A 26,431-nucleotide genomic window follows, 5' to 3' on the forward strand; every position below is an offset into this window, starting at 1 on the left:
GGTGGGCGGGGCGGTGCTACTTGGCCACGAAGGCGCGCTCGATGACGTAGTCGCCGGGCGCGCCGATATGCGGCGAGACCTCGAAGCCGCGTGCGTCCAGCAACGCCGCGGTGTCGTCGAGCATGGCCGGGCTGCCGCAGATCATGGCCCGGTCGTGTTCCGGGTCCATCGGCGGCAGATCGAGATCCGAAAACAGCCGACCACTGTCGATGGCGTCGGTCAGGCGGCCCTCGTTGCGGAACGGCTCCCGGCTCACGATCGGGTAATAGAACAGCCGATCGGCGATCAATTCGCCGAGCAGATCGTCGTTGGGCAGATTCTCGGTGAGCAGCGCGTCGTAGGCCAGATCGTCGACGTAGCGCACGCCGTGGACCACGATCACGCGCTCGAAGCGCTCGTAGGTCTCCGGATCGCGCGCGACCGACAAAAACGGCGCCAGACCGGTGCCGGTGGACAGCAGATACAGATTGCGGCCCGGATGCACGTCGCTGATCAGCAGCGTGCCCGTCGGCTTGGTGCTGACCAGCACCTCGTCGCCCTCCTTCAGATGCTGCAGCCGCGACGTGAGCGGGCCGTCCGGCACCTTGATGGAGAAGAATTCGAGATATTCCTCGTAGTTCGCCGAGACGATGCTGTACGCCCGCATCAGCGGCTTGCCACCGTTATCGCCGGGCAGGCCGATCATCACGAACTGGCCGTTGTCGAAACGCAGGGCGCGGTCGCGCGTGGTGGTGAACGAAAAGAGCGAATCGTTCCAGTGATGCACGCTGAGCACGCGCTCGGTATTCAAAGCTGCCATGGTCTCCGTCGAAATTCGGCGCGGGCCGGCGCCTGCGAGGGCCCGCCCGCGGATGAATCAGGATGACGCAAGGCTACATGGGTTCGCGGGCAATGCAATCCAAGGCCCGCCGCCCGGCGCCAGCCTCAGCGCGATGGCGACCCGGTCCCGGACGACGCCGCGTCGCCGTCGGCGCCCCGGTCGGGGTCAGCCGCAGCGGGCGTGCCCGGCGCGTCGGGCGACGGCTCCATCTCGGCGTCGCCGACATTCCGGCTCGGGGGGTTGTGATCCGCGTCGGCGACCGGTGTCTCCGCCTCCGTCGACGGCGCCGCCTCGCCGCCCTGCAGCCGCGCCACGGCCGCATCCAGCGCATCGAGATCCTGCAGCTCCGGCAGGCTCGGCAGCTCCGACAGCCGCCGGACGCCGAAGTCGTCGAGAAACGCCGGCGTGGTGCCGAACAGCGCCGGGCGGCCCGGCACCTCGCGATGGCCGACGACCTTGATCCAGTCGAACTCCTGAAGCGTCTTGATGATGTTGGACGACACCGACACGCCGCGCACGGCCTCGATGTCCGAGCGTGCGATCGGCTGGCGGTAACAAATCAGCGCCAGCGTCTCCAGCATCGCCCGCGAAAGCCGGGGTGGACGCTCCTCCCAGAGTCGGGAGACCAGTCCGGCGTAGTCGGGCCCGACCTGGAACCGCCAGCCGCCGGCCACCTCCACGAGATTCACCGCCGCGTCGGCATAGCGGGCGGCGAGCGCGTCCAGGGCCAGGCGCACGTCCTTGCGCTCGACCGCCTGGGTCGTCTCCAGAAGCTGCACCAGGCGATCCGCCGACAGCGGCCCGTCCGCGGCCATGAGCAGCGCCTCGACGCAGCGCAGCAGCGCCTCGGCCACCAGCGGCTCGTCGGCTTCACCTCCGGCGGCCACCCGGTCGTCCGGCTCGTGTTCCTGTTCGCTCACCCCGGCCTCCGTCAGTTGTCGCCGGACGCGGCCGCCAGCCGCAGCGCGACCGGCGCGCGCGGATCGGCCTGTTCGATCACGATCAGCGCCTCGCGCGCCAGCTCCAGAATCGCGAGGAATGAGACCACCACGCCCAGCCGCCCCTCACCGGTATCCACGAGCGTCAGGAAGGCCGTCGCCGCGCCGCCGCCCAGCCGCTCCAGGATGCGGCTCATGTGTTCGCGCACGGATAGCGGCTCCCGCTCGATGCGATGTTCGGAGAACAGCTCGGCGCGGGAGAACACGTCGCGCAGCGCGGCCAGCAGCGCGCGCAGATCGGCCTCGGGCTCAGGGCGGACGATATCCAGCCGGGCCGGCGGATGCTGGACGGGCACGAGATCGCGCCCGGCCCGCGGCCAGGCATCGAGGTGCTCGGCCGCCGCCTTGAAGCGTTCGTATTCCTGCAGCCGGCGCACGAGTTCGGCGCGCGGGTCCTCGCCCTCATCGGCCTCGTCCGCCGCCGGGCTGGGCAGGAGCATGCGCGACTTGATCTCGGCCAGCATCGCGGCCATGAGCAGATATTCGCCGGCCAGTTCGATGGCCATGTCCTCCATCAGTTCGATGTAGGCCATGTACTGCTGGGTGATCGTGAACACCGGGATGTCGAGAATGTCGAGATTCTGGCGCCGGATGAGATAGAGCAGCAGGTCGAGCGGTCCCTCGAAGGCCTCGAGGAACACGCGCATGGCGTCCGGCGGGATGTACAGGTCGTCCGGGAGCGCTTCGAGCGGTTCGCCCGCCACGCGTATCGACTGCGCCTGCGGTTCACCGCCCTCGGCCGGCTCGGCCGCCGCGGGGCTCATGCACGCGCCCCCGGACGGCCGCGGCGGGCGGCTGCAGCCTTCATGCCGAGGGCAGGAAACCGGTCAGTGCGAACGCGCGCTCAAGCGTCGGTTCGGCGCGCTGGCGCGCCGCCGCGGCCCCGCGCGCGAGGATCGCGTCGAGGCCTTCGGGATCGGCACGAAAATCCGCGTAGCGGGCCTGCAGCGGCTCCAGAAAGGCCACCACCGCATCGGCCAGATCGCCCTTGAGGGCGCCGTAGCCCTGGCCGGCGTAGCGCGACTCCAGGGTCGCGATGGACTCGTCGGTGACCGCCGAATAGATCGACAACAGATTGGCTACGCCGGGTTTGTTCTCCTCGTCGAAGCGGATCTCGGCGTCGGAGTCGGTCACCGCCCGCTTGATCTTCTTGGCCACCTTCTTCGGCTCGTCGAGCAGTTTGATGACGTTGGCCTCGACGTCGTCCGACTTGGACATCTTCGCAGTCGGATCGCCCAGGCTCATGATGCGCGCGCCGACCTCCGGAATGAACGGTTCGGGCACGGTGAACACGTCCTCGCCAACGCGCGCGTTGAAACGCTCGGCCAGATTGCGGGCCAGCTCCAGATGCTGTTTCTGATCGTGGCCGACGGGCACCGCGTCGGCCTGGTAGAGCAGGATGTCGGCGGCCATGAGCACCGGATAGTCGAACAGGCCGGCGTTGATATTGTCCGCGTTCTTCGCCGACTTGTCCTTGAACTGGGTCATCCGGTTCAGTTCGCCCATGGAGGTGTGGCAGTTGAGCAGCCACGCCAGCTGAGCGTGCGCGGGCACGTGCGACTGCACGAACAGGGTCGCCCGCTCCGGGTCGATGCCGGCGGCGAGATACAGGCACAGGAACTCGTGGCAGCGCTCGCGCAGCGCGGCCGGGTCCTGGCGAACGGTGATCGCGTGCATGTCCACCAGCGCGAACAGGCAGTCGTGGCTGGCCTGCATGGACACCCAGTGCTTGAGCGCGCCGATGTAATTGCCGAGCGTCAGCGCGCCCGACGGCTGGATGCCGGACAGGACGACGGGTTTCGCGATCTCCGAACTCACGCGGTGCAGCCCCTGGTCAACGGATGTTCAAGCGCGACAGTATACGCAAGCGCCTGCCGGGCGTGGCCACAGGCCGCTACGCCTCGGCGGGGTCCAGTCCCAGCGCTTCGGCGCTGCCCTTGCCGGCTCGCAGGATCTTCGGCACCACATCGGTGAGATCGACCACCGTGGTCGGCTCGACGCCGGTCGCCCCCGCGTCGACGATGTAGTCCAGCTGGCGATCGAAGGCGTCGCGCACGTCCAGCGCCTCGGACAGCGGCATATCCTCGCCCGGGGCCAGGGCGGTCACCGACATCATCGGCGCGTCGAGCGCCTCGGCGATCGCGCGCGCCACCGGATGCCCGGGCACGCGGATGCCGATGGTCTTGCGCTTGGGATGCGCGAGCCAGGCCGGCACCTCCTTGGTCGCCGGCAACACGAAGGTGTAGGCACCGGGAGTCGCGGCCTTGAGCAGCCTGAAGCTCGTGTTCTCGACTCGGGCGTAGGTCGAGATCTCCGACAGGTCGCGACAGACCAGGGTGAAGAAATGATCTCGCCCGAGGCCGCGCATCGCGCAGATCCGCTCGATCGCGTCCTTGTCGCCCATGGCGCAGGCCAGGCCGTAGGAGGAGTCGGTCGGATAGGCGATCACCCGGCCCGCGCGCAGCGCCTCGGCGATCTGGGTGATGCGCCGCGGCTGCGGCGTCTCGGCGTGTACGTGGATCATGTCTGCCATGATCCGATTATGGATCGCCTGGCACGTGCAGGCAAAGCGCCGGCGGCGCTGTGGCCGCGGTCCGGCCGGATACGGCACACTGACGGACACTGAACGAACGTCGATTCACCAGCCAGGACGCAACGCCCATGGACTATTTCGCAATCGTTTCCTTCGACGTGGCCGAGAGCGCGGAAGCCCGTGCCAAGGCGGTCGAGGAGCATCGCGCCCGTCTCACCGAGCTCGACGCGGAGGGCCGCCTGCTCACCGCCGGTCCGCTGCCGCGCACCGACGCCTACGGCCGCGTCACCGAAGGGTTTCAGGGCAGCATCATCATCGCCCAGTTCGAAAGCCTCGAGCAGGCGCGGGCCTGGGCCCAGGTCGACCCGTACAACGCCCAGGGCGTGTACATGGAAACCAACGTCTATCCCTACAAGAAGGTGTTCGGATGAGCGACCGGGTCCTGCGCATCCGCGAAGCCCTGGCGGAGGGGCTCGACACCGACGACATCGCCATCCGCGACGACAGTCACCTGCACCGCGGTCACGAAGGCGCCAAGACCGGCCTCGGCCATTTCCACGTGACCATCCGCTCGCCGCGCTTCACCGGCACGTCGCCGATCGAGCGCCATCGGCTGGTCTACGAAGCCCTGGGCAGCCTCATGCAGACCGACATCCACGCGGTCCAGATCCGCGCGCTCGCACCCGAGGAATAGCGCGGCCCGCGCGCGACACCGGGCGCGCGCAACCGATACAGGCCGGCCCGGGCGTCGCGTCCGGGCCGGCCGCAGAACGACAACGATACGGCGCCGCGACCGGCGCACCGCGAGGGGGACAATCGAGATGAACCGAATCCACGTACTGCGCTGCGCGGCCGTCAGCGGACTGCTGGCATCGAGCCCCGCCTGGGCCCAGGCGGACACGGCGGCAGGTAGCGAGACGCTCGCGCCGATCGAGGTCGAGAGCGTGCGTCTGAACACCGAGGTGCTCGAGACCCCGGCCGCCGTCGACGTGATCGAGGGCGAAGACGTGACCCGCGGCCGCCGCAAGACCCAGCTCGACGACGCTCTCAACCGCACGCCGGGCGTCTACGCCAACAACGGCTCCAATTTCGCCCAGAACCTGCGCGTGTCGATCCGCGGCTTCGGCGCGCGCTCGGCCTTCGGCGTGCGCGGCGTGCGGGTTCGCGTCGACGGCATCCCGGAAACCCTGCCCGACGGCCAGGCCCAGACCGACAGCATCGACCTCGGCGCCATCGAACGCCTGGAGGTGGTGCGCGGGCCGTTCTCCGCGCTCTACGGCAACGCCACCGGCGGCGTCATCGACGTCACCACGACCGCACCCTCGGACGGGCCGCTCGATCGCGGTGAACTCGCCGCCGGCAGCAACGGCTATCGTCGCGCCAGCGTGTCCTCCGCCCGCCAGCTCGACGACTGGGGCTACGCCATCACCGCCTCCCGGCTGGATCTGGACGGCTACCGCGAACACAGCGAGGTCGAGAAGAACCAGCTCACCGGCAAGTTCGAGCGCGCGGTGGGCGACACCGGCACCCTGCGCCTGATCACACGCGTGCTGGATGCCCCCGACACGCTCGACCCCGGCGGCGTGACGCGCGCGACGGCCCGGGCCGACCGCGGCGCCGCGCGCGACGCCAATCTGGACTTCGACGCCCGCCAGTCGGCTTCGCAGCAGACCGTCGGCGCAGTCTACGAGGATCAGCTCGGCGACAGTCAGAGCTACCAGGCCAACCTGTTCTACACCAACCGCGACTTCATTCAGTTCCTGCCGTTTGAGGACGGCGGCGTGGTCACCTACGACCGGGACTTCTTCGGCGGCGGTCTGCAGACCACCCGCTTCGACACCCTGTTCGGGCACGAGAACCAGCTGGTCACCGGCGTCGACGTGAATGTCCAGCAGGATGATCGCCAGCGCTATGACAACCTCGGCGGCGACCGCGGCGTGCTCGGCCTCGACGAGGACCAGCAGGCGACCAGCGTGGGCGTGTTCGCACAGAACGTGTTCTCGATCACCGACGACCTCGAGCTCACCACGGGCCTGCGCTACGACTGGCTCGACTTCGATATCGACGACGCCTTCGTGACTGCGACCGACCCCGACGACTCCGGCAGCCGCACCTATCGGGAACTGTCCGCCAACGCCGGCCTGAGCTACGCCTGGGCCGCACGCCAGCGTGTGTACGCGAACGTCGCCAACGCCTTCGAGTCGCCGACGTTCACCGAGTTCGCCGATCCGGCCGGCAACGGCGGCTTCAACAGCGAACTCGAGCCCCAGAAGGCGACTCAGTACGAGATCGGCGCCAAGGGCGAGATCGCGGCGCGCGGGCGCTATCAGCTCAGCGCCTTCTGGATCGACGTCCGCGACGAACTCGTGGTCTTCAACGATGACGGCCGGCGCGATTTCTACGAGAACTCCGGCGAATCCCGCCGCCGCGGCCTCGAGGCCAAGCTGGCCTGGCAGTTCACCGACCGGCTGTCGGCCACCGGCAGCTACACCCTGGCCGAATACGAGTACCGCGAATTCGTCGACCAGAGCGGCAACGATTACGCCGACAACCGGCTCCCCGGGCTGCCGGAGGAAACCCTGTTCGGGGAACTGGCCTGGCGCGACCCGGACATCGGCTATGCGAGCCTCAACGCCCGCTGGATCGGCTCGATCTACGCCGACAACGCCAACGACAGCCGCATCGGCAGCTATGCCGTGGTCGACGGCCGCATCGGCAAGACGATCCCGGCCGGACGCGAATCGCTGACCGTCTATCTCGGCATCGACAACCTGCTCGACAAGGACTACTACGACAACATCCGCATCAACGCCTTCGGCGGGCGCTATTTCGAGCCGGCACCCGACCGGACGTTCTACGCCGGGCTGGTGTACGAACTCTAGGGATACGTCGCGCCGCCCGCGCCGTCACGCCCGGCGCCTTGTCACGGGTCGGCGATGTCGCGAGACGCCACCGACCACTGCCCGTCGGCGTGCCGGCCCCTACGCCGGGCGCTCGCGCGGGTCATGACACGGCCGCAGGAGAAACACGGCGGGTGGACGGCCGCCCTCCGACGGGCAAGGTCGGGCGTGCAGGCAGCGGCGATCGTCATCCCGCAGGGCGGCAGCGACGGGCGGACATGCGCCAGCGCCCTCAGGCGTCCTTGAGAAACGCCTCCACGGTCTCGGCGTCGAGGGCGTCCAGCCCGACAGTACGCGAATGCGGCAGCGCGCCGGCCCCGGGGGCCTTGCGACGGAGCACCACGAGCGGCTGATAGGCATCGAATTCGGCGACGAAGAAGGCCACGCGTGGATCGCGAGTCGCGTCACCCGGGCCGTAGATCCCGCAGCGGGCGACCGACCATTCGGTCTCGACGTCCTCGCGATACGTCCAGTCGCCGCGCTCGGCCGCGGCCCGGAACGCCGGCTCCACGCACTCGGTCAGCACCGCCCGGGCGCGCTCGGCGATCGTGCCGCGCCGTTCGGCCAGGCGCTCGCGAGCACCCTGCTTGGACTGCACTTCATCGGTGGTGACTTCGAGCCAGCTGCGCGCCACGTATCTGTCCTGCCTGCGGGTTGCGGTCGGCGGCTAAGCGTAAGCGCTGGCGCCCCGCCGCACAAGCGCATCGAGCGCTGCCGGAGCTCGGCGTTCAGCCGGGCCGCGGGCGGCGCGCCCGTTCCATGCCCGGGCTGTCGGGCGTACGGCCGTCGCCGCAGCTCGCCCGTGCACGCCGGGCGAGATCGACCATCCGATCCAGAGTCGGCTGGCGCCCGGCGTCGGTGACGCCGTCCTCCAGCTCGGCCCGGGCGTGGGCCGCGCTATCCTGTACCGCGGTCAGATCGTGCGCGCAGCGGCGATCGCTGGCGCCGACGAACAGCGTGCTGCAGCCGGTGACGAGCGCGGCCAACGCCGCCAGGAAAAGGATGCGTGCCGCATCTCGCGTCGATCGATTCATGATTGCGTGTCCTCGGTGTCGGCCGGGGGCCCGGTCGGCGCCTCCAGCAGGGCCGTGAAAGCGGCCTCGTCGAGCAGTGTGACCCCCAGCTTCCGGGCCTTGTCGCGCTTGCTTCCGGGGGCGTCACCGACGACCACGTAGTCGGTCTTTTTCGACACGCTCGACGTGACCCGGCCACCCAGCGCCTCGATGCGTTCGGTCGCCGCCTCGCGGCTCAGGTCCGCCATGCTGCCCGTGAGCACGAAGGTCCGCCCCGCCAGCGGCCGGGGGGCGTCGTCCACCGCGATCGTCTCCCAGGTCACGCCGGCCGCGATCAGCGCGTCGATGACCTCGCGGTTGCGCGGCTCCGCGAAGAAGTCGGCGATGCAGCCGGCCACCCGCGCGCCCACGCCGGGTACGGCCTGCAAGCCTTCCGCGGTCATGATGCGATCGCGGGCGGCGCGATTGTCGGGTTCGCTGTGAGCCGCGCGCGCCAGCCGTTCCCGGTACGCCACAGCCTCGTCCTGCAGGGCTTTCAGACTGCCGAAATGACGCGCGAGATCGCGTGCCATCGTCTCCCCGACCTCGCGGATGCCCAGCGCGAAGATGAAGCGCTCCAGCGTGGTCTGCTTGCTGGCCTCGATGGAGGCCAGCAGGTTGGCCACGGACTTCTCGCCGTAGCCCTCGCGCGCGACAAGGTCCTCGCGATGCTCGACCAGCCGGAAGATGTCCGCCGGCGAGCCCAGCAGCCCCTCGGCGACGAACTGCTCGATCTGGCGCTCGCCGAGGCCGTCGATGTCCAGCGCACGCCGGGAGGCGAAATGCTTGAGCGCCTCACGGCGCTGCGCGGCACAGACCAGGCCGCCGCTGCAGCGCGCGATCGCCTCGCCCTCGACGCGCTCGATGCCGGAGCCGCAGACGGGACAGGCCTCGGGCAGCGTGATGGGCCGGGCGTCCGCCGGGCGTCTGTCGACCAGCACCCGCGGGATCTCGGGGATGACGTCGCCGGCGCGCCGCACCACCACCGTGTCGCCCACGCGCACATCCTTGCGCGCGATCTCGTCCATGTTGTGCAGGCTGGCGTTCGACACCGTCACCCCGCCGACGAACACCGGCTCCAGCTTGGCCACCGGCGTCAGCGCGCCGGTGCGGCCGACCTGGAATTCCACCGCGTTGAGCCGGGTGGTGGCCTCCTCGGCCGGAAACTTGCGCGCGATCGCCCAGCGCGGCGCGCGGGCGACGAAGCCCAGTTCGGCGCGGACGTCGGCGGCGTCGACCTTGAACACGCAGCCGTCGATCTCGATGTCGAGGCCGGCGCGGCGCTCGGCCATCGCCGCGTAGTAGGCCTTGCAGCCGTCCAGTCCCTCGACCCGCTCGACGTGCTCGCTGACGGTGAATCCCCAGGCGGCGAGCCGGTCGATCTGGGCATACAGGCTACCCGGAAGACGGGCGCCGTCGATGCGGCCGATGCCGTAGGCCATGAATGCCAGCGGCCGGGTCGCGGTCACCCGGGAGTCGAGCTGGCGCAGGCTGCCGGCGGCCGCGTTGCGCGGATTCACGAACGGCTTCTGTCCGTCCTCGCCCAAGCGTGCGTTGAGGGCCTCGAAGCGCGACCGGGCGAGCACGACCTCGCCGCGCACCTCGACGAAATCCGGCGGCTCGTCGCCGGCCAGCCGCAACGGCAGATTGCGGATGGTGCGGGCGTTGGCGGTGATGTCCTCGCCGGTGACGCCGTCGCCGCGGGTCGCCGCCAGCTGCAGCACGCCCGCCTCGTAGCGCAGGTTCAGCGCCGTGCCGTCGAACTTCGGCTCGGCGCAGTAGGTCAGCGCCTCCGCGTTCACACCCTCTCGTGCGCGCCGGTCGAACTCGGCCAGTTCGTCGTCGTCGAAGCAGTTGGCCAGCGACAGCATAGGCGTCGCGTGATCCACGGCGTCGAACTTCTCCGACGGCGGCGCCCCGACCCGCTGGGTGGGGGAATCGGCGCGCACGAGCTCGGGATGCTCGGCCTCCAGCGCCTGCAGCTCGCGGAACAGCCGGTCGTACTCGGCGTCCGAGACCGTCGGGTCGTCGTCCTGATAGTAGGCGCGATTGTGCGCGCGCAGCGTCCGTGCCAGTTCGTCGGCCCGCGCGCGCGCCTGCCGATCCGCGGCCACTAGGGAACCTCCGATTGAATCGTCGCGATCGCGCCGGCGTGCTTTGCGCGCGGCTGGCAAGGAATCGCGAGCGTGGCGTGCTCATTGCACGGTAGCGAGTGATGACGCCGTCCAGACGCGCGCAAAGCCCCGGCCCCGACGGGGTTCGGCCTCAAATGCACTGCGACGGCGTTGCCAAGCGTGACCTGGCAACGAGCCAGGCGCGACGCTTGGGCGCCTTGTCGCAACGCATTTGAGGACACGAACACGAGCCGCGAAAATTCAAACGGAGGTTCCCTAGCGGCGCTGGGCGATACGCGCGCGGCGGTCCAGATCCGCGATCTGGTCGAGCATGTACTGCGCGGTCTGGGCCTTGAGCAGCGCCCGCTTGTCGTCGAGCACGTCGCCGCCGAGCGCCTTGGCGAGGCCGTTGGCCGTCTCCATCATGTCGCGCATGGCCTGCACGCCCTCGACCGGCCCCGGCAGGACGAGAAACAGCGTCAGGCCCGGCGTGGCGAGCTGATCGCGCTCGGCCGGGTCGAGGGTGCCCGGCTTGAGCATGTTGGCCACCGCGAACACGGACTCGGGCACGCCGTTGGCCTCGGTCACGCGGTGATAGATGTCGTTGAGCCCGAACTTGAGATCCTGCGCCTTGAGCGCGGCGTGGATCGCCGGCCCCTCGAAGGCGCGGCCGTCGGGGCTGGCGACATGCAGCTGGAAGATCTGCTGTTCGCCGTCCGGCGCCCGCTGCGGGCGCATGTTCTCGACCCGCTCGCTATCCGGCGGCGCCGGGGCGGCCGGCGCCGGCTCGGGCGCCGCGCTCGCTTCCGTGGCCGACGGCTCGCCGGCATCGGCCTCCAGCCCGGACTCGCTGTCGGCCGGTGCCTCGGGCGGCGCGCTCTTATAGGCCTGCCAGGACGCCTCCGCGGCCTCCTCCGGCATCTCGGGCTCGGCCGCCGGTTCGGAGGCCGAACCCCCCTGCCCGCTCGCAGCCTTGCGGCTGGCCGGTGTGCTCGAGGAAAGCGTGCGCACACCGACAATGTAGGAGTCGCCGCCAAGCGCCTCACCGCGCGCCTCGGCGCCCTCCTGGTCGGCGGTTTCGTCGTCCATGCCCTGCCAGGGATCGCTCTCGGACTGACGGCGCAGGTACCAGTAGGCACCGGCCACCACCGCGATCACCAGAATCAGGAGAAGCCATTGCACGATAGACATAGGCGGATTGCGTGATGAAAGTGGACCGAACCGGGCCTAGCCGGCCATGTCGAGGGCTTGATCGATATCCACACTGACAAGCCGGGAGACGCCGGGTTCAGCCATCGTCACGCCGTGCAGCTGCTCGGCGAGCGACATCGTCAGCTTGTTGTGCGTGATCACGATGAATTGGACCTGTGTCGACATCCGGCGCACGAGCTCGCAGAAGCGCGACACGTTGGCATCGTCGAGCGGCGCGTCGATCTCGTCAAGCATACAGAACGGCGCCGGATTGAGCTCGAACAACGCGAACAGCAGCGCCACGGCCGTGAGCGCCTTCTCGCCGCCGGACAGCATCTGGATGGAGGCGTTGCGCTTGCCCGGCGGCCGCGCCATGACGCGGATGCCGGTGACCAGCCAATCGTCCTCGGTCAGCTCCAGCGCGGCCTCGCCGCCGCCGAACAGGTCGGGGAACATGGCCGCAAAGCGGCCGTTGACCTGCTCGTAGGTGGCACGGAAGCGCTGTCGCGTCTCCCGGTCGATCTTGGCGATGGCCTGCTCGAGCGTCTCCAGCGCCTCGCTCAGGTCGGCGTGCTGCTCCCCGAGATAGGCCTCGCGCTCGGCCTCGGCGTCGTATTCCTCGATCGCGGCGAGGTTGATCGCGCCGAGACGCTGGATGCGCCGCTCGACCGCCTCGATCTCGCTGCTCCAGGCGTCGGCCGTGGCGTCGGCGGGCAGCTGTTCGACCAACGATGCCGGCGACTCGCCCAGCTCCTCCAGCTGTTCAACCACGCCGGCGCGCCGCACACCCGCGGTCTCGACCGCGATCTGGGCCTGCTGCAGCGCCTCGCGCGCGCTATCCACGCCCTGGTCGGCCTGCATGGCCGTCTCGGACTGGGTCTCGAGCCGCTTCTCGCAGTCGGCCAGCCGCTCGCGGGCGCCGCGCAGCTCGCGCTCGGCGGTCTCGCGCGCCGCCACCGCCCGTTCATGGGCGTCGCTGTCGTCGGCCTCGTCGCGGTCCGGCGCGGCCTCGGCATCGAACGCCGCCAGGCGCTCGGCCACGTCCGCCCGGGCGGCGGCCGTGTCGCGCCGGCGGGCATCGAGACTCTCCACCCGCCCGGCCAGCGCCGTCTGCTGCGCCTCGACGTCGCGCAGGCGCTGCTCGGCTTCGCCGTGGCGTTTGCGGGCGGTCTCGCGGGCGGCGCGCGCTTCGCCCAGCTCGGCCTGAGCCTGACGCCGACGCGTCTGGAAATCCTCGGCCGCTTCGGCGAGCCGCTCCAGGCCCGCCTCGCGCGCGACGGCCTCGTCCTCCGCGGTCTCGATCTGCTCGTTCAGGTCGGCGAGTTCGGTGTCGATCTCGGCGCGGCGCTCGCGGCGCTGGCGCGCGCGTTCCCGTTCGCCCTGATGCCGCGCACGCCGGGATTCCAGTTCGCTTTCGGCCGCGGCGATCGACTGATCGAGCGCCCGGCGACTGTCGCGGGCGGTCTTCAAGGCCTGCCGCTGATCGTCCAACGCCGCTACTCGGGCCTCGAGATCGGCCTCTGCCTGGGCCACCGTCGCCGTAAGGCTCTCGATCCTCGCCTCGCGCTCCAACACCCCGCGTTCGGCGGCCTCGCCGGCCGGCGTGACCAGCGTCCCCCGGCCCACGCGGGCACCGTCCAGGGTCACCAGCCGCTGATCGGCGGCGAGTTCGTGGCGCCGGGCCAGCGCCTGGCCGATGTCATCGACCACGTAGATTTGGCCAGCCAGTGACCGGATGGCGGCGGGCGCGTCGAGACCGTCGGCCAGGCAGGCCAGCCCTGCCGGCCCGGCCGCGGGCGGACCCGAGGCGTCGGCCGGCGCGGGGTCCGTATCGGTCTCGACGAGAGTCAGCGGCTCGGCCGGCCACTCGCCTTCGACCGCCGGCAGGCGCGCGACCGCAAAGCCCTGCAGCCAGGGGCCCAGGGCCGACTCGACCGCGGTCTGCCAGCCCTCGCGGACCTTGATCCGGCGAGCGATGCCGGGCGCTTCGGCGCGCTCGTGCGCGGCCAGCCAGTCGCGCACGCCGGCATCGTCCTCGCGCAACACGGACTGCTGGAGCTGGCGTTCGGAGGCCAGCCGCGCGCGGCTCTCGCCGAGCTCGGTGCGCAGGCGCTCCACGGTCTGTTCCGACTCGGCCACACGCTGCTCCAGCGCCTCGACTTCCTCGGCGTGCCCGCGGGCGGCGCGCCGGTCGGCCTCGATCGCCGCCGAGCGCGTCTCGAGATCCTGTTCGGCGGCCGCCAGGGCTTCATCATCCTCGCCGCCGAGACCTTCGCGCTCGCCGGTGCGGGCGTCGCGCCGCTGAATGAGCTCGTCGCAGCGCTCCCGAGCATAGCGTGCGCGGGTGCGCTCGGCCTCCAGCCGCTGGGCGGGGTTGTCGTCGCTGGCGTTATGTTCATCCCAGACGCGCTCGGCGTCGACCGCGGCCTGTTCGGCTGCATCCAGCGCCCGGCGGGCCTCGGCGCGTTCAGCCTCGGCCTGCGCGCGTTCGCGTTCGGCCGCGTCCCGCTCGGCGGCGAGCTCCTCGGCCTGCCGGTGGTCCTCGGCCTCGCGCGCGTCCAGCGTCTCGAGGCGCTCGACCAGTTCCGCGCGCTCGCGTTCGCGCCGCTCGCGCATTTCGCGGGCGTGGGCGCGCCGCTGCTCGATGCGTGCGGCTTCGCTCTGGGCGTCGTAGAACGCCGCCTGAGCCTGCTGGACCGCGGTCATCGCCGCCTGCTGGTCGGCGGCCAGCGCTTCGCGGGTCTCGCGGGCCTCGCGCTGGCCGGAGATCGCGCGGCGCAGCGCGTCCTCGCATTCGCCGTGCCGGGCCTCGGCGGCCTCGACCTGTCCGCTCTGGGCGGCCCAGCGCAGCGCCAGCAGCTCCGCGCGCAGACGGCGTTCGTCGGCCTTGAGCGTCTTGTATTTCTCGGCGTTGGCCGCCTGGCGCTTGAGCACGCCCAAGCGCTGGGTCACCTCGCCGATGAGATCGTTCAGGCGCTCGAGATTCTCGCGGGTGTGGCGGATGCGGTTCTCGGTCTCGCGCCGGCGCTCCTTGTACTTGGAAATGCCGGCGGCCTCCTCCAGCACCTGCCGCATTTCCTCCGGGCGGGCCTCGATCAGGCGGTTGACCGCGCCCTGCTCGATCACGGCGTAGTTGCTGCGCCCGCCGAGACCGGTCCCCAGGAACAGATCGATGACGTCCCGGCGCCGCGACTTCGCGCCGTTGATGAAATAGCGCGAGCCGCCGTCGCGGGCCAGTTCGCGCTTGATCGAGATTTCGCTGAATGCCCCGTACTCGCCGCCGAGCGTGCCTTCGCTGTTGTCGAACTTGAGTTCGACCGAGGCGCGGCCGACCGGCTTGCGCGCGCGCGAGCCGTTGAAGATGACGTCCTCGAGCGCCTCGCCGCGCAGCTGGCGCGCGCTGGATTCCCCGGTCACCCAGCGGACCGCGTCGATGACGTTGGACTTGCCGCAGCCGTTGGGCCCGACGACGGCCGACAGGTTGGAATCCAGCACGATCGTGGTCGGATCGACGAAGGACTTGAAGCCGGCGAGACGGATCGAACTCAGACGCATGAGGGGCGCTCGATCGCGGGCCGCCCGGGGCCGCGGCGGCTGGTCGCATTGTGGCTGGCCCGGATCACATCGGCCTCCGCAGGCGGCATCGAGTCGGTGCGGCGCTTGGACGCGCGCCGAGCCCGCTAGTGTACCCTAGCGATTCACACGCGTTACAAAGCCGCCGACATCGACCATGCCGAGCCAGCCCAGCCGCGACCTGCAGACCTTCGACAATCCGACCCCGGAACGCGACTACACGATCCGCATGCGGATCCCGGAATTCACCTGCCTGTGTCCGGTCACCGGGCAGCCGGACTTCGCCACGATCCATCTCGAGTACGTGCCGGAAGCCCGGTGCGTGGAGCTGAAGTCGCTCAAGCTCTACATCTGGTCCTATCGCGACGAGGGCGCGTTTCACGAGGCCGTCACCAACCAAATCCTGGCGGATCTGGTGGCGGCGACGGACCCGCGATTCATGCGCGTTAGAGCCGAGTTCTGGATGCGCGGCGGCATCGATACGAGCGTGATCGCCGAGCACCGCGCCGACAACTGGCACCCCGGCACGCCGGTCGCTCTGCCGTAAGCCGCAGGCGGGCCGCCTGTACGGCCGGCATCAGCGCATCAGCACCAGGTTGTTGCCCTGCACGCGCACCCGCGTGCCGGTGTCGATGGTATCGGCGGTGGCGACGTCGACCCGGCGACTGCCGCCGGCATCCATGGCCACTTCGACCTGATAGTAGGTTTCCTTGCGGATGCGCTTCTCGGCCTCGTTGCCGGCGAAGGCGCCGCCCAGCGTGCCGGCGATCTGCGCGATCGTCTTGCCGGAGCCGCTGCCGATCTGACTGCCCACGACGGCGCCGGCCACGCCACCGGCCACCGCGCCCACGCCGGAGCCGCTCTGGGCGTTGCGGGTCACCGGCGTGATCGATTGCACCGTGCCGCAGTCACCGCATACCGGCTCTTGCTCGCGCGCCGCGGTATCGCCGGTATCGGCCTGCGCCTGCCCGGTATCGGCGTCGGAGCCATCGCGGGCCTCGGCCTGGCGCTGTTCGGCCTCGCGCTTGTCGGCGGCCGCCGCCTCGATCTCTTCGCGGGCCTCGGCTTCGGCCTTGGCCTGCTCGGCGTCCTCGAGACGCTCTCGGGCCTCGGCCAGCTCGGCGTCGGCCTGCTCGATATCGGTGCGGGCGTCTTCGGCGCCGCTGTCGGAACAGCCCGCGAGCATGGTGAGCGCCAGCATCAGCGCGAGGCATACGGCGGGCATACGAATCGTTGTCATGACGTGCTTCCCCTTGAATCTTCTACACTGTCGCGGCCATTGACGGTGTCTCGACCGGGCCGGTCGAGTCGCCGCCCTTGCGCCATCATCAGAGTCTATTCGCGCCAACCGAACGCAGCATGAATCCGATCGCCGAATTCTCGTCGGGCCCGACGTATCTGCTCCGCGGCTTCGCGCTCCTGCGCGAGCGCTCGCTGCGGCGCTACGTCGTCATTCCCATCGTCATCAACATCCTGCTGATCGCGGCCATGGTGTCGCTGCTCGGCTGGGGGCTGGATCGCTGGCTGGACGCCTGGCTGGCCGGGCTGCCGGACTGGCTCGCCTGGCTGGAGGGCGTACTCTGGTGGGTCGGTATCGTGCTGTCGACGCTCGCCTTCTGCTACGTGTTCACACTGCTCGCCAATCTCATCGCGAGCCCCTTCAACGGCCTGCTCTCCGGGCGCGTCGAGGAGCTCGTGACGGGCCGGGCCCCGGATTCGGGCATGAGCCTGACGCGCGAGATGGCCGACGGCGTGTTCGGCGAACTGCGGCGGCTGCGCTGGTACGCCGGCAAGGCGCTGTCGCTGGGACTGGTCAGCCTGGTGCTGCTGTTCCTGCCGCTGGTCAATCTGGCGATCGCGCCGCTGTGGTTCGCCTTCGGCGCCTTCATGCTCGCCTTCGAATATCTCGACCAGCCGATGGGCAATCGCGGCATGGCCTTCGACGCCAAGATCGCGCGTCTGCGGGCCCACCGCTGGCGCCACCTCGGTTTCGGCAGTCTGGTGACGCTGGCCACGGCCGTGCCCCTGGCCAATCTCGTCGTGATGCCGGCCGCCGTGGTGGGCGCGACGCTGCTCTATCTGGAGACCGATTCAGGCGAAGATGCGATGATCAACCGCGCCGCGACGAGCGCTCCTGCCAGGCGTCGCTGACCGCGCGCACGAGCGCCAGCGTGACGTGATCGAAATCGTAGTCGGCCGCCATCCGCAGTCGCTCCGCGGGGCGGCCCGGCTCACCCAGCGAGTCCAGCACGAGCACGGCATCGTCGAAACGCTGGCGCCGCGTATCGTCGTTGACGGTGACGATCGAGGCCACGCCGGCGCCCGTGGCGGCAGTCACGCCGACCGCGGAATCCTCGATGGTGACGCAGCGCTCGGGGGCGCAATCCAGCCGGCGGCAGGCCTCGCGATAAAGATCGGGCGCGGGTTTCTTGTGCTCGATCTCGTCACCGCAGACGCAGAGCGCGATGTGGCGCACCAGAGCCGGGCCCAGCGCATGGGTCAGAAACGGCTCCAGGGTCGGCCGGCTGGCGTTGGTGACGATGGCCACCGGCACGCCGGCATCGCCCGCCTCCGCGATCAGGCGGGCCACGCCGGGCCGCAGCGGGATCTCGCCCCGCTCGAGACGACTGCGGAAATGATGCGTCTTGCGCTGATGCAGTTCACGCACCCAGCCGGCCGCATCGTCGTCGATCGCCGCATCGTGATGACCGAGCGACGGATCGAAATGCTCGATGTAGTGGTGAATACGCTCACGCCCGCCGGAGACGCGCAGCAACCGGCGATAGAGCTCCGGCGTCCACCGCCAGTCGAGACCGAAGTCCTCGAAGGCGCGATTGTAGGCGGGCAGATGGCCTTGGGGTTCGGTGTCGGCAAGCGTGCCGTCCACATCGAAGAGGAGCGCACCGAGGCTCATGTTGGCGTTGCGGACTCTTGGGTCGGGTTGGAAGCGGCGCAGTGTGCCAGAGCCCGATGCCGGCTGCACGGCCGCAAGGAATGATTGCGCAGGCGCTGTTTATTTGCTAAACGTACGCGCTGTTTTACGACTCGAGCGTATCATGGCGGTTAAAAGCAGTACCTCCAAACTCGACGCACCTCAAGAGTTTACGCCCTACACCCCGAAAGAGGGTGAGGAGTACATGAACGAGGCGCAGCGCGAACACTTCCGCAGCATCCTCGTGAACTGGAAGCGCGAGCTGATGGAGGAAGTCGACCGCACGATGCATCACATGAAGGACGAGGCCGCGAATTTCCCCGACCCGACGGATCGCGCCAGTCAGGAATCGGAGTTCAGCCTGGAGCTGCGCACCCGCGATCGCGAGCGCAAGCTGATCCGCAAGATCGACCAGGGCATCGCCCGCGTCGACCGGGACGAGTACGGTTTCTGCGATACCTGCGGCACGGAGATCGGCATTCGCCGCCTCGAGGCTCGCCCCACGGCCACCCTCTGCGTCGACTGCAAGAGCCTGGACGAGATCCGCGAGCGCCAGCTCGGACGCTGACCGCGCGGCAATCGCGCGCCGACAATGCCCGCCACCGCGCGGGCATTTTCAATGTACTGCGCAGTGATCTGGGTTCGCCACGCCGAATCTGGCACAATCATCATGTCGCAATGCAGCATGACTGCGTCCTTCAGCCGGGGCACCGAGGATGACCGAAAACACACGCATCATTAAGAAGTATCCGAACCGGCGGCTCTACGATACCGAGGTGAGTCGTTACATCACGCTGGAAAACATTCGTCAGCTCGTGATTCGCGGCGAGGATTTTCAGGTGATCGACAAGCGCAGCGGCGAGAACATCACGCGCACCATCCTGCTGCAGGTCATCAGCGAGCAGGAGGAAGGTGGCGACCCCATCTTCCGTACCGAGGTCCTGCGCAACATCATCCGTTTCTACGGCGATTCGATGCAGAGCACCTTCAGTTCCTATCTCGAGCTCTCGCTCGAGTTCTTCAGCGAACAGCAGCAGCAGTTCAAGGACCGCATGCGGCGCCTGCTCGGCGCCAACAACCCGCTCACGGCACTGCGCGAGCTGTCGCAGTATCAGCTGCCGATCTGGCGCAGCGTCCGCCGCGAGTTTCTGTCCAACCTGACCCGTCGCGAGAAGGAAGAGACCACACAGCAGTCAGCGTCGGAGGGTGAAAGCCGGAGCGCGTCGCCGGACAGGGACGCGCGATCCGACGATCGATAGAAACTATCGACGCCATCAAAACGCAATTCCGTTTTTCGGGCTCACGATGTTTGACTAAAGTCGTAGACGCGACTATACTGCAACGCAACATCGGCAGACACGCCGAACCACCGAATCTCCTCCGAAAGGCCTAACGGCCTTTCTCGCACCTTGCCCCCTTTCCTAGGGGGCTTTTTTATGGGCGTCGTAAAAAATCCGGTCGCCCGACCGACCGAGCCCTTCACGCCGCGCAGCCACAAAAAAAGGGCCCCGAAGGGCCCCTCATCTCGTCCCGCCCGAATCGCCGCAGCGATCCGGGTCATGCCGCAGTGGGCACCGGGTGGGCGGCGCCCCCGGCTCAGGCATTCTCCTCGGCCGCCAGCTCCTTCATGGACAGGCGCACGCGCCCCTGGCGATCGACCTCGAGCACCTTGACCCGCACCGTCTGGCCTTCCTCCAGCTCGTCGCTGACCTTCTCCACACGGTGATCGGCGATCTGGGAAATGTGCACCAGGCCGTCACGACCGGGCACCAGATTGACGAAGGCGCCGAAGTCGACGATGCGCACGACCTTGCCCTCGTAGACCTGGCCGGCCTCGATGTCGCGGGTGATGTCCTCGACCCGCTTGATGGCCATGTCCGCAGCGGTCTTGTCCACCGCGGCGATATGGATCGTGCCGTCGTCCTCGATGTCGATGCTCGCGCCCGTCTCTTCGGTGATCGAGCGGATCGTGGCGCCGCCCTTGCCGATGACGTCGCGGATCTTCTCGGAGTCGATCTTGATGGTGAAGATGCGCGGCGCCCACTCGGAGACTTCCTGGCGCGGCTTCTCGATCGCCTCGCCCATGACGCCGAGGATGTGCAGCCGACCCTCGCGCGCCTGCTCGAGCGCGGCCTCCATGATCTCGCGGGTTATGCCGCCGATCTTGATGTCCATCTGCAGCGCGGTGACGCCGTCGGTGGAGCCGGCGACCTTGAAGTCCATGTCGCCGAGATGGTCCTCGTCGCCGAGGATATCGGTGAGCACGGCGAACTTGTCGCCCTCCTTGATCAGGCCCATGGCCACGCCGGCCACCGGCGCCTTGATCGGCACGCCCGCGTCCATCAGCGCGAGGCTGGTGCCGCAGACCGATGCCATCGACGAAGAGCCGTTCGACTCGGTGACCTCGGAGACCACCCGCATGACGTAGGGGAACTCCTTCTCCAGATCCGGCAGCACGCCCACGATCGCGCGCTTGGCCAGCTTGCCGTGGCCGATCTCGCGGCGCTTGGGGCTGCCCATGAAGCCGGTCTCGCCCACGCAGTACGGCGGGAAGTTGTAGTGCAGCATGAAGGGCTCTTCATGCTTGCCCTCGACCGCGTCGATGATCTGGGCGTCGCGACCGGTGCCCAGCGTCGACACCACCAGCGCCTGGGTCTCGCCGCGCGTGAACAGCGCGGAACCGTGCGTACGCGGCAGCACGCCGGTGCGGATGTCCAGCGGCCGTACCGTGCGCGTGTCGCGGCCATCGATACGCGGCTCGCCCTCGAGGATGCGCGAGCGCACCGTCTTCTTCTCGAGCGCGCCGAGAGCGTCCTTGACGTCGTCGGCCGCGTGGCCGCTGTCGCCGTCCGCGGCAGCCAGTTCCTCGACCACGCGCTTCTTGATCTCCGACAGCCGCGCCTGGCGCTCCTGCTTGTCGGCGATCTGATAGGCCTCGGTGACATCGTCGGCGGCGACCCGGGCCACGGCCTCGGCCAGCGACTCGTCGGCGGCCGGCGGCTGCCAGTCCCAGGCCGGCTTGCCGGCTTCGGCCACCAGCGCATCAATCGCCTGCACGGCGACCTGGAGCTGTTCGTGACCGAACAGCACCGCGCCCAGCATCACCTCTTCGGAGAGCTGCTTGGCCTCGGACTCGACCATGAGCACGGCCTCGTTCGTGCCGGCCACGACCAGGTTCAGGTCGCTGGCCTTGAGCTGCGTCGCACTCGGGTTGAGTATGTACTCGCCGTCGGCATAACCCACGCGGCAGCCGCCGATCGGGCCCGCGAACGGCATGCCCGAGAGCGCCAGCGCCGCAGAGGCGCCGATCATGGCGGGGATGTCGGAGTCGATCTCCGGATCCACCGACATCACCGTCGCGATGACCTGGACCTCGTTGTAGAAGCCCTTGGGAAACAGCGGACGAATGGGCCGGTCGATCAGACGGCAGGTCAGCGTCTCTTTCTCGCGGGGAGCGCCCTCGCGCTTGAAGAAGCCGCCCGGGATCTTGCCACCGGCGTAGGTGCGTTCCTGATAGTTGACGGTCAGCGGGAAGAAGGCCGCGTCGGGCTTGGCTTCCTTGCGGCCGACCGCGGTCACCAGCACCACCGTGTCGCCCATGCTGACCATCACGGCACCGTCAGCCTGACGCGCGATTTCGCCCGTCTCGATGGTGACGGTCTGCTCACCGAACTTGAAGGTCTGCTTGCTGGTTATGTTTGCGTTGCTCACGAATTCATCCTGTCCTGCGTTCAAAAACAAAAAGCGCCCGTCCCGGCATCACCGGGGGGCGCTTTTGCGATAGACCTGCACGTCGCGCGGGTCGATTCAGCGGCGAAGACCCAGTTCGCTGATGATCGCCTTGTAGCGCGAGGCGTCCCGGCCCTTGAGGTAGTCGAGCAGCTTGCGGCGCTGGTTGACCATCTTCAGCAGACCGCGGCGCGAATGATGATCGGCCTTGTGAACGTTGAAGTGATCGCCGAGCTGGCTGATGCGGGTCGTGAGCAGCGCCACCTGCACCTCCGGCGAACCGGTATCGCTGCTGTCGCGGCCGTGTTTGGTGATGACGTCCGCCTTTTCCTGGGTCGAAAGCGACATGTTGACTCCTGGTGAATAGACATGTGCCGCGACACCCGACTCGATCGAGCAAGCCGGCTTTTTCCAAATCGCGAATCGGGGAACGGCGGGCACCCGGCCCGTTTCCCTGCGGCGCGTTTTGGAAAAAGCCCCTGCGCTCGACGCAATGCCGGGCGGCCGCAGCCTTGGCAAGGCGCGTATTCTAGCGGCTCACGGGTGGCGAGCACAACAACAATCGCGTCTTCAACGCTGCGGCCGCGCGAACAGCCGCTTCGGTGCGACCTCGCCGGCCTCCGTGACGACGCCGAAGCCATACAGGTCGCCGTTTTCGCCGACGAGACACACCAGCGATCCGCCCGCGGGCGAATCGGCCGGACCGGGGACACGGCGCCCCTGTCGAACCGCGGTCGCCTGGTCGCCGTCCAGCGTCAGTCTCGGCCAGTCTTCCAGCACCGTCGACACCGGATGAAGAAAGTGGTCCAGCGACCGCGGGTCGTCGGCGCGCGCTTCGATGTCGTCGAGCGTGATCATCGCATGTTCACTGCCGAGCCGGCCCACACCCAGACGACGCAGCGCGCCCACGTGGGCGCATCCGCCCCAAGCGCGGGCGATATCCTCGACGAGCGTGCGAATGTAGGTGCCCGCGGAGACGCTGACGTCCAGCGTGAAGCGTTCGGCCGTGCGCGCCACGCATTCGATGGCGTACACCTCGATGGCCCGCGGATGGCGCTCGACCTCGCGACCGGCGCGGGCATGCTCATAGAGCCGCTTCCCGTCCTTCTTGAGGGCCGAATACATCGGTGGTATCTGCTGCTGCGGGCCGAGAAAACCCGCGAGAACGGCGTCGAATTCGGCCGCTTCCGGCGTCGCCGCCTGGCTCTCTCGCGTGATGCCGCCCTCGCGGTCGCCGGTGGCGGTTTCCGACCCGACTTCGGCCGTCACGCGATAACGCTTGTTCGCATGCAGCAGATAGCCGGACGCCTTGGTCGCCTCGCCGAGGCAGACCGGCAGCAATCCCGTGGCCAGCGGATCCAGGCTCCCGGTATGGCCGGCCTTGCGGGCATCGAAGGCACGGCGCACGCGTTGGAGCGCAGCGTTGGAGCTGCAGCCCAGCGGCTTGTCGAGCAGGACGACGCCGTCGACGTCGCGCCCGCGTCTACGCCGAGCCATCGCGCGAAGGCGTGTCCTCGTCCACGTCGTGCCGAGTGTCCTCGGCCACGGCGTCGTCGATGATGCGCGTGAGCCGCTGCGCCTCGCGCTCGGTGGCATCCTCGTGAAAACGCAGATCGGGCACAGTCCGGAGCCGCAGCCGCTTGCCCAGTTCCCGTTTGAGAAACCCCCGCGCAGCCCGCAGCCCGGCGAGCACCTCCGAGGCGGGCTCGCTGCTGGCGGTGACGTCGAAGGCGCCGACAAAGACCTTGGCGTGCTTGAGATCGGGCGAGAGATCGACGTCCGTGATCGTGGCCAGGCGGACGCGCGGATCCTTGACCTGGGTGGTGATCAGGACGCCGAGCTCACGCTTGATCTCCTCGGCGACACGATGCTTGCGTGCGAACTCGCGGGGCATGGCTTGCGCGCGCGCCTAGGCCGTTTCAGCGGTGTCGACGGTCCGCTGGACCTCGGTGCGCTCGTAGACCTCGATCTGGTCGCCCGGCTTGATGTCGTTGTAGTTCTTGACACCGATGCCGCACTCCGTACCCGCGGGCACGCGATTGACGTCGTCCTTGTGCCGGCGCAGCGATTCCAGCTCGCCCTCGTAGACGACCACGTTGTCGCGCAGCACGCGGATCGGCTGACCGCGCACGACGTTGCCATCGGCCACGAGACAGCCGGCGATCGCGCCGAGCTTGGACGAACGGAACACGTCGCGGACCTCGGCGAGACCGATGATCTCCTCGCGCAGTTCCGTGCCCAGCAGGCCGCTGACCGCGTCGGTGACGTCCTGGATCGCCTCGTAGATGACGCTGTAATAGCGCACATCGACACCCGACTCCTGAATCGTCTTGCGGGCCTTGGCGTCGGCGCGCACGTTGAAGCCGAGAATGATCGCCTGCGAGGCCATCGCCAGTTCCACGTCCGACTCGCTGATGCCGCCGACGCCGCTCGAGATGATGCGGATCTTGACCTCTTCCGAGGGGATCTTGCCCAGCGATTCGACCAGCGCCTCGACGCTGCCCTGCACGTCGCCCTTGACGAGCAGGTTGAGGTCCTTGATCTCGGCCGGGCCGTTCTCGCCGATCGCGGAGAACACTTCCTCCAGGCGTGCGGCCTGCTGCTGCGCGAGCTTGTTCTCGCGCTGGTGCTCCTCGCGCTGTTCGGCGATCTCGCGCGCGCGCTTCTCGTTGGCCACGACGAAGGCGTCGTCACCCGCCTCGGGCGTACCCGAAAGGCCGAGAACCTCGACCGGAATCGACGGGCCGGCGGATTTAACCTGCTCGCCGAGCTCGTTGAACATGGCCCGGACGCGGCCGAAATGCGGCCCCGCCAGGATGCTGTCGCCGCGCTTGAGCGTGCCGGCCTTGACCAGGATCGTGGCCACCGGGCCGCGCCCCTTCTCCAGGCTCGATTCGATGACCGTGCCGCGGGCGGGCACGTCGACCGGGGCCGAGAACTCGCTGACCTCGGCCTGCAGCAGCACCGCATCCAGCAGGTCGTCGATGCCCTCGCCCGTCTGGGAGGACACCGGCACCACCTGGACGTCACCACCCCAGTCCTCGGGAATGATGTTCTCGGCGGACAGACCCGACTTGACCTTTTCGATGTCGGCGTTGGGGATGTCCATCTTGGTCACGGCCACGACGATCGGCACACCCGCGGCACGTGCGTGCTGGATCGATTCCTTGGTCTGCGGCATGACGCCGTCGTCCGCGGCCACGATCAGAATCGCGATATCCGTGATCTCGGCGCCGCGGGCCCGCATGCGGGTGAACGCGGCGTGGCCCGGCGTATCGATGAACGTGATCGCGCCCTTGTCGTGGGTGACGTGATAGGCGCCGATATGCTGAGTGATGCCACCGGCTTCGCCCGCCTGCACCTTGGTGCGGCGGATATAGTCCAGCAGCGAGGTCTTGCCGTGATCGACGTGGCCCATGATCGTGACCACCGGCGCCCGCGGCACGCCCTCGACCTGTTCCTCTTCGTTGCGGACTTCCTCGACCAGCGCCTCCTCGGCGCTGGCGGTCTTCACCAGCTTCGGGTTGTGGCCCATCTCCTCGACCAGGATCGTCGCCGTTTCCTGATCGACGGTCTGGTTGATGGTCGCCATGACGCCGAGCTTCATCATCCGCTTGAGCAGATCGCCGCCCTTGACCGCCATGCGCTGGGCGAGATCGGCGACCGTGATCGTCTCGGGGATCTCGACGTCGCGCACCACGGGTGCGGTCGGCCGCTCGAAACTGTGTTCCGTCGCCACGCTGACCTGGCGGCCGCGACCGCCGCGCTTCTTCTTGCCCTTGCGGCGGCCCTGCTTGCCTTCGGCGACGTGCAGTTCCTTGCGACGGCCCTGCTCGCGATCCTGCTCGCGCTTTTCGTCCTCCTCGGTGCGGCCGTGGCTCTCGGCGGCCCGGCGGAGGTTCTCCTGCGCCCGCGAGCGCGCGTCGTCGACGTGCACGCCGCGCTTGGCGCGCTCCTTGTCCATGGCCTCGCGATCGGCCTGTTCCTGCGCCGCGCGCTGGGCGTCGATCTCCGCCTGGCGGCGGGCACGCTCGTCCGCGGCGGCCTGTTCGGCCTCCTCGCGCTTGCGCTTCTCCTCGGCCTCGAGGCGCTCGGCCTCTTCGCGCCGCGCACGCTCGGCGGCGTCGGCCTCGGCCTGCGCGGCCGCGCGGGCCTGATCCTCGGCGGTATCGTGCTCGACCTCCGGCTCGGGCGCCGGCTGCGCCTCCTCTTCGCCGGATTGCGACCGATTCGCGTAGGTGCGGCGCTTGCGCACCTCAACGCTGACCGTACGCCCGGAGGAGCCGCCACGGCCGGTGTCGACCTTGAGCTCCGAGGTCGAACGCCGGCGCAACGACACATTGCTGCGCCGCGCACCAAGCTTGCCACCGGATTTGCCACCGTCACCGCCGCGCAGATGACGCAGCAGCTTGAGCTTGTCTTCATCGCCGATCGAATCGTCTTCGCTCGACGCGGACACGCCGGCTTCCGCCAACCGCGACAGCAGTCGTTCCACCGGAATTCCGACTTCCGATGCCAACTGTTTGACCGTCGTTTGCGCCATACTTCTGATTACTCCGTGGGGCCCGCACCGGTTACCTGCCGCGGCG

24 protein-coding genes are annotated in these 26,431 nt (G+C 68.9%); 7 read left to right on the forward strand and 17 right to left on the reverse strand.

All coding sequences use genetic code 11. The features are described from left to right. Positions 1 to 16: 16 nt before the first annotated feature. From SAHL_RS05235 to SAHL_RS05255, 5 genes are all read right to left on the reverse strand, one after another. A complete protein-coding gene (locus tag SAHL_RS05235; protein WP_123590345.1) occupies positions 17 to 799 on the reverse strand; it encodes a ferredoxin--NADP reductase in 783 nt (260 codons plus the stop codon). Positions 800 to 924: 125 nt separating this feature from the next. After that, on the reverse strand, positions 925 to 1,740 hold the full coding sequence (scpB, locus tag SAHL_RS05240) for an SMC-Scp complex subunit ScpB (protein ID WP_221177843.1): 816 nt from the start codon (positions 1,738 to 1,740) through the stop codon (positions 925 to 927). An 11-nt stretch (positions 1,741 to 1,751) separates the two neighbouring features. Continuing rightward, entirely contained in the window at positions 1,752 to 2,582 is an 831-nt protein-coding gene (locus SAHL_RS05245; protein ID WP_123590346.1) for a segregation and condensation protein A, read from the reverse strand. Positions 2,583 to 2,622: 40 nt separating this feature from the next. Then, on the reverse strand, positions 2,623 to 3,624 hold the full coding sequence (trpS, locus tag SAHL_RS05250) for a tryptophan--tRNA ligase (protein WP_184947407.1): 1,002 nt from the start codon (positions 3,622 to 3,624) through the stop codon (positions 2,623 to 2,625). 88 nt (positions 3,625 to 3,712) lie between these two features. Beyond that, complete coding sequence (locus tag SAHL_RS05255) at positions 3,713 to 4,351, reverse strand: L-threonylcarbamoyladenylate synthase (RefSeq protein WP_123590348.1); 639 nt, start codon at positions 4,349 to 4,351, stop codon at positions 3,713 to 3,715. A gap of 128 nt (positions 4,352 to 4,479) precedes the next feature. Between SAHL_RS05255 and SAHL_RS05260 the strand changes: the two genes are divergently transcribed. From SAHL_RS05260 to SAHL_RS05270, 3 genes are all read left to right on the forward strand, one after another. Next, a complete protein-coding gene (locus SAHL_RS05260) occupies positions 4,480 to 4,782 on the forward strand; it encodes a YciI family protein (RefSeq protein ID WP_123590349.1) in 303 nt (100 codons plus the stop codon). Continuing rightward, entirely contained in the window at positions 4,779 to 5,045 is a 267-nt protein-coding gene (locus tag SAHL_RS05265; RefSeq protein ID WP_123590350.1) for a BolA family protein, read from the forward strand. The genes SAHL_RS05260 and SAHL_RS05265 overlap by 4 nt, the downstream gene beginning before the upstream one ends. Positions 5,046 to 5,172: 127 nt before the next feature. Next, positions 5,173 to 7,233: a TonB-dependent receptor family protein gene (locus SAHL_RS05270; RefSeq protein ID WP_123590351.1), complete on the forward strand. Its 2,061-nt coding sequence runs from the start codon at positions 5,173 to 5,175 to the stop codon at positions 7,231 to 7,233. A gap of 250 nt (positions 7,234 to 7,483) precedes the next feature. On the opposite strand, the gene SAHL_RS05275 is transcribed toward SAHL_RS05270, so the two are convergent. From SAHL_RS05275 to smc, 5 genes are all read right to left on the reverse strand, one after another. After that, positions 7,484 to 7,885, reverse strand: a complete 402-nt coding sequence (locus SAHL_RS05275; protein ID WP_123590352.1) for a hypothetical protein — start codon at positions 7,883 to 7,885, stop codon at positions 7,484 to 7,486. Positions 7,886 to 7,979: 94 nt separating this feature from the next. Beyond that, entirely contained in the window at positions 7,980 to 8,285 is a 306-nt protein-coding gene (locus tag SAHL_RS05280) for a hypothetical protein (RefSeq protein ID WP_123590353.1), read from the reverse strand. After that, positions 8,282 to 10,417 (reverse strand): NAD-dependent DNA ligase LigA, encoded by a 2,136-nt coding sequence (gene ligA, locus SAHL_RS05285; protein ID WP_123590354.1) that lies wholly within the window; start codon positions 10,415 to 10,417, stop codon positions 8,282 to 8,284. Before ligA ends, SAHL_RS05280 begins: the two co-directional genes overlap by 4 nt. A gap of 276 nt (positions 10,418 to 10,693) precedes the next feature. Beyond that, positions 10,694 to 11,608, reverse strand: coding sequence for a cell division protein ZipA (gene zipA / locus SAHL_RS05290; protein ID WP_123590355.1), 915 nt, complete (start codon positions 11,606 to 11,608; stop codon positions 10,694 to 10,696). Between the two features lie 36 nt (positions 11,609 to 11,644). Then, on the reverse strand, positions 11,645 to 15,163 hold the full coding sequence (gene smc / locus SAHL_RS05295) for a chromosome segregation protein SMC (RefSeq protein WP_123590356.1): 3,519 nt from the start codon (positions 15,161 to 15,163) through the stop codon (positions 11,645 to 11,647). Between the two features lie 175 nt (positions 15,164 to 15,338). Here smc and queF point away from each other — a divergent pair, with 175 nt between their 5' ends. After that, complete coding sequence (gene queF / locus SAHL_RS05300) at positions 15,339 to 15,728, forward strand: preQ(1) synthase (protein WP_123590357.1); 390 nt, start codon at positions 15,339 to 15,341, stop codon at positions 15,726 to 15,728. Positions 15,729 to 15,758: 30 nt separating this feature from the next. Here queF and SAHL_RS05305 read toward each other — a convergent pair whose 3' ends face one another. Continuing rightward, positions 15,759 to 16,421 (reverse strand): glycine zipper 2TM domain-containing protein, encoded by a 663-nt coding sequence (locus tag SAHL_RS05305; RefSeq protein WP_148045498.1) that lies wholly within the window; start codon positions 16,419 to 16,421, stop codon positions 15,759 to 15,761. A gap of 119 nt (positions 16,422 to 16,540) precedes the next feature. Between SAHL_RS05305 and cysZ the strand changes: the two genes are divergently transcribed. Further along, positions 16,541 to 17,332: a sulfate transporter CysZ gene (gene cysZ / locus SAHL_RS05310; RefSeq protein ID WP_123590359.1), complete on the forward strand. Its 792-nt coding sequence runs from the start codon at positions 16,541 to 16,543 to the stop codon at positions 17,330 to 17,332. On the opposite strand, the gene SAHL_RS05315 is transcribed toward cysZ, so the two are convergent. Continuing rightward, entirely contained in the window at positions 17,292 to 18,095 is an 804-nt protein-coding gene (locus tag SAHL_RS05315) for an HAD-IA family hydrolase (RefSeq protein WP_123590360.1), read from the reverse strand. The two genes, cysZ and SAHL_RS05315, sit on opposite strands and share 41 nt — an antisense overlap. Before the next feature lie 142 nt (positions 18,096 to 18,237). Between SAHL_RS05315 and dksA the strand changes: the two genes are divergently transcribed. Together dksA and phaR are read left to right on the forward strand one after the other, a co-directional pair. Next, positions 18,238 to 18,681, forward strand: a complete 444-nt coding sequence (gene dksA / locus SAHL_RS05320) for an RNA polymerase-binding protein DksA (RefSeq protein WP_123590361.1) — start codon at positions 18,238 to 18,240, stop codon at positions 18,679 to 18,681. Positions 18,682 to 18,829: 148 nt separating this feature from the next. Then, a complete protein-coding gene (phaR, locus tag SAHL_RS05325; RefSeq protein WP_123590362.1) occupies positions 18,830 to 19,372 on the forward strand; it encodes a polyhydroxyalkanoate synthesis repressor PhaR in 543 nt (180 codons plus the stop codon). 337 nt (positions 19,373 to 19,709) lie between these two features. Here phaR and pnp read toward each other — a convergent pair whose 3' ends face one another. The 5 genes from pnp to infB all read right to left on the reverse strand — a co-directional run bounded on the left by pnp (position 19,710) and on the right by infB (position 26,385). Next, complete coding sequence (gene pnp, locus SAHL_RS05330) at positions 19,710 to 21,809, reverse strand: polyribonucleotide nucleotidyltransferase (protein WP_123590435.1); 2,100 nt, start codon at positions 21,807 to 21,809, stop codon at positions 19,710 to 19,712. 111 nt (positions 21,810 to 21,920) lie between these two features. Then, positions 21,921 to 22,190: a 30S ribosomal protein S15 gene (rpsO, locus tag SAHL_RS05335; protein WP_123590363.1), complete on the reverse strand. Its 270-nt coding sequence runs from the start codon at positions 22,188 to 22,190 to the stop codon at positions 21,921 to 21,923. A 222-nt stretch (positions 22,191 to 22,412) separates the two neighbouring features. Further along, positions 22,413 to 23,339 carry a tRNA pseudouridine(55) synthase TruB gene (gene truB / locus SAHL_RS05340; protein ID WP_123590364.1) on the reverse strand — a complete coding sequence of 309 codons (927 nt, stop codon included), beginning with the start codon at positions 23,337 to 23,339 and terminating at the stop codon, positions 22,413 to 22,415. Continuing rightward, on the reverse strand, positions 23,326 to 23,736 hold the full coding sequence (gene rbfA, locus SAHL_RS05345) for a 30S ribosome-binding factor RbfA (RefSeq protein WP_123590365.1): 411 nt from the start codon (positions 23,734 to 23,736) through the stop codon (positions 23,326 to 23,328). The genes truB and rbfA overlap by 14 nt, the downstream gene beginning before the upstream one ends. A 15-nt stretch (positions 23,737 to 23,751) precedes the next feature. Next, positions 23,752 to 26,385 (reverse strand): translation initiation factor IF-2, encoded by a 2,634-nt coding sequence (infB, locus tag SAHL_RS05350; protein ID WP_123590366.1) that lies wholly within the window; start codon positions 26,383 to 26,385, stop codon positions 23,752 to 23,754. Positions 26,386 to 26,431: the final 46 nt, after the last annotated feature.

Source organism: Salinisphaera orenii subsp. halophila YIM 95161 (assembly GCF_003732545.1).
GTDB classification, from domain to species: Bacteria; Pseudomonadota; Gammaproteobacteria; order Nevskiales; family Salinisphaeraceae; genus Salinisphaera; species Salinisphaera orenii_A.

Coding starts and splice junctions, on each gene's coding strand:
- cysZ (WP_123590359.1), top strand. CDS start 16,541: ATGAATCCGATCGCCGAATTCTCGTCGGGCCCGACGTATCTGCTCCGC.
- zipA (WP_123590355.1), bottom strand. CDS start 11,608: ATGTCTATCGTGCAATGGCTTCTCCTGATTCTGGTGATCGCGGTGGTG.
- SAHL_RS05235 (WP_123590345.1), bottom strand. CDS start 799: ATGGCAGCTTTGAATACCGAGCGCGTGCTCAGCGTGCATCACTGGAAC.
- SAHL_RS05280 (WP_123590353.1), bottom strand. CDS start 8,285: ATGAATCGATCGACGCGAGATGCGGCACGCATCCTTTTCCTGGCGGCG.
- infB (WP_123590366.1), bottom strand. CDS start 26,385: ATGGCGCAAACGACGGTCAAACAGTTGGCATCGGAAGTCGGAATTCCG.
- queF (WP_123590357.1), top strand. CDS start 15,339: ATGCCGAGCCAGCCCAGCCGCGACCTGCAGACCTTCGACAATCCGACC.
- smc (WP_123590356.1), bottom strand. CDS start 15,163: ATGCGTCTGAGTTCGATCCGTCTCGCCGGCTTCAAGTCCTTCGTCGAT.
- SAHL_RS05265 (WP_123590350.1), top strand. CDS start 4,779: ATGAGCGACCGGGTCCTGCGCATCCGCGAAGCCCTGGCGGAGGGGCTC.
- phaR (WP_123590362.1), top strand. CDS start 18,830: ATGACCGAAAACACACGCATCATTAAGAAGTATCCGAACCGGCGGCTC.
- SAHL_RS05315 (WP_123590360.1), bottom strand. CDS start 18,095: ATGAGCCTCGGTGCGCTCCTCTTCGATGTGGACGGCACGCTTGCCGAC.
- truB (WP_123590364.1), bottom strand. CDS start 23,339: ATGGCTCGGCGTAGACGCGGGCGCGACGTCGACGGCGTCGTCCTGCTC.
- SAHL_RS05305 (WP_148045498.1), bottom strand. CDS start 16,421: ATGACAACGATTCGTATGCCCGCCGTATGCCTCGCGCTGATGCTGGCG.
- rpsO (WP_123590363.1), bottom strand. CDS start 22,190: ATGTCGCTTTCGACCCAGGAAAAGGCGGACGTCATCACCAAACACGGC.
- SAHL_RS05245 (WP_123590346.1), bottom strand. CDS start 2,582: ATGAGCCCCGCGGCGGCCGAGCCGGCCGAGGGCGGTGAACCGCAGGCG.
- SAHL_RS05260 (WP_123590349.1), top strand. CDS start 4,480: ATGGACTATTTCGCAATCGTTTCCTTCGACGTGGCCGAGAGCGCGGAA.
- rbfA (WP_123590365.1), bottom strand. CDS start 23,736: ATGCCCCGCGAGTTCGCACGCAAGCATCGTGTCGCCGAGGAGATCAAG.
- SAHL_RS05255 (WP_123590348.1), bottom strand. CDS start 4,351: ATGGCAGACATGATCCACGTACACGCCGAGACGCCGCAGCCGCGGCGC.
- dksA (WP_123590361.1), top strand. CDS start 18,238: ATGGCGGTTAAAAGCAGTACCTCCAAACTCGACGCACCTCAAGAGTTT.
- SAHL_RS05270 (WP_123590351.1), top strand. CDS start 5,173: ATGAACCGAATCCACGTACTGCGCTGCGCGGCCGTCAGCGGACTGCTG.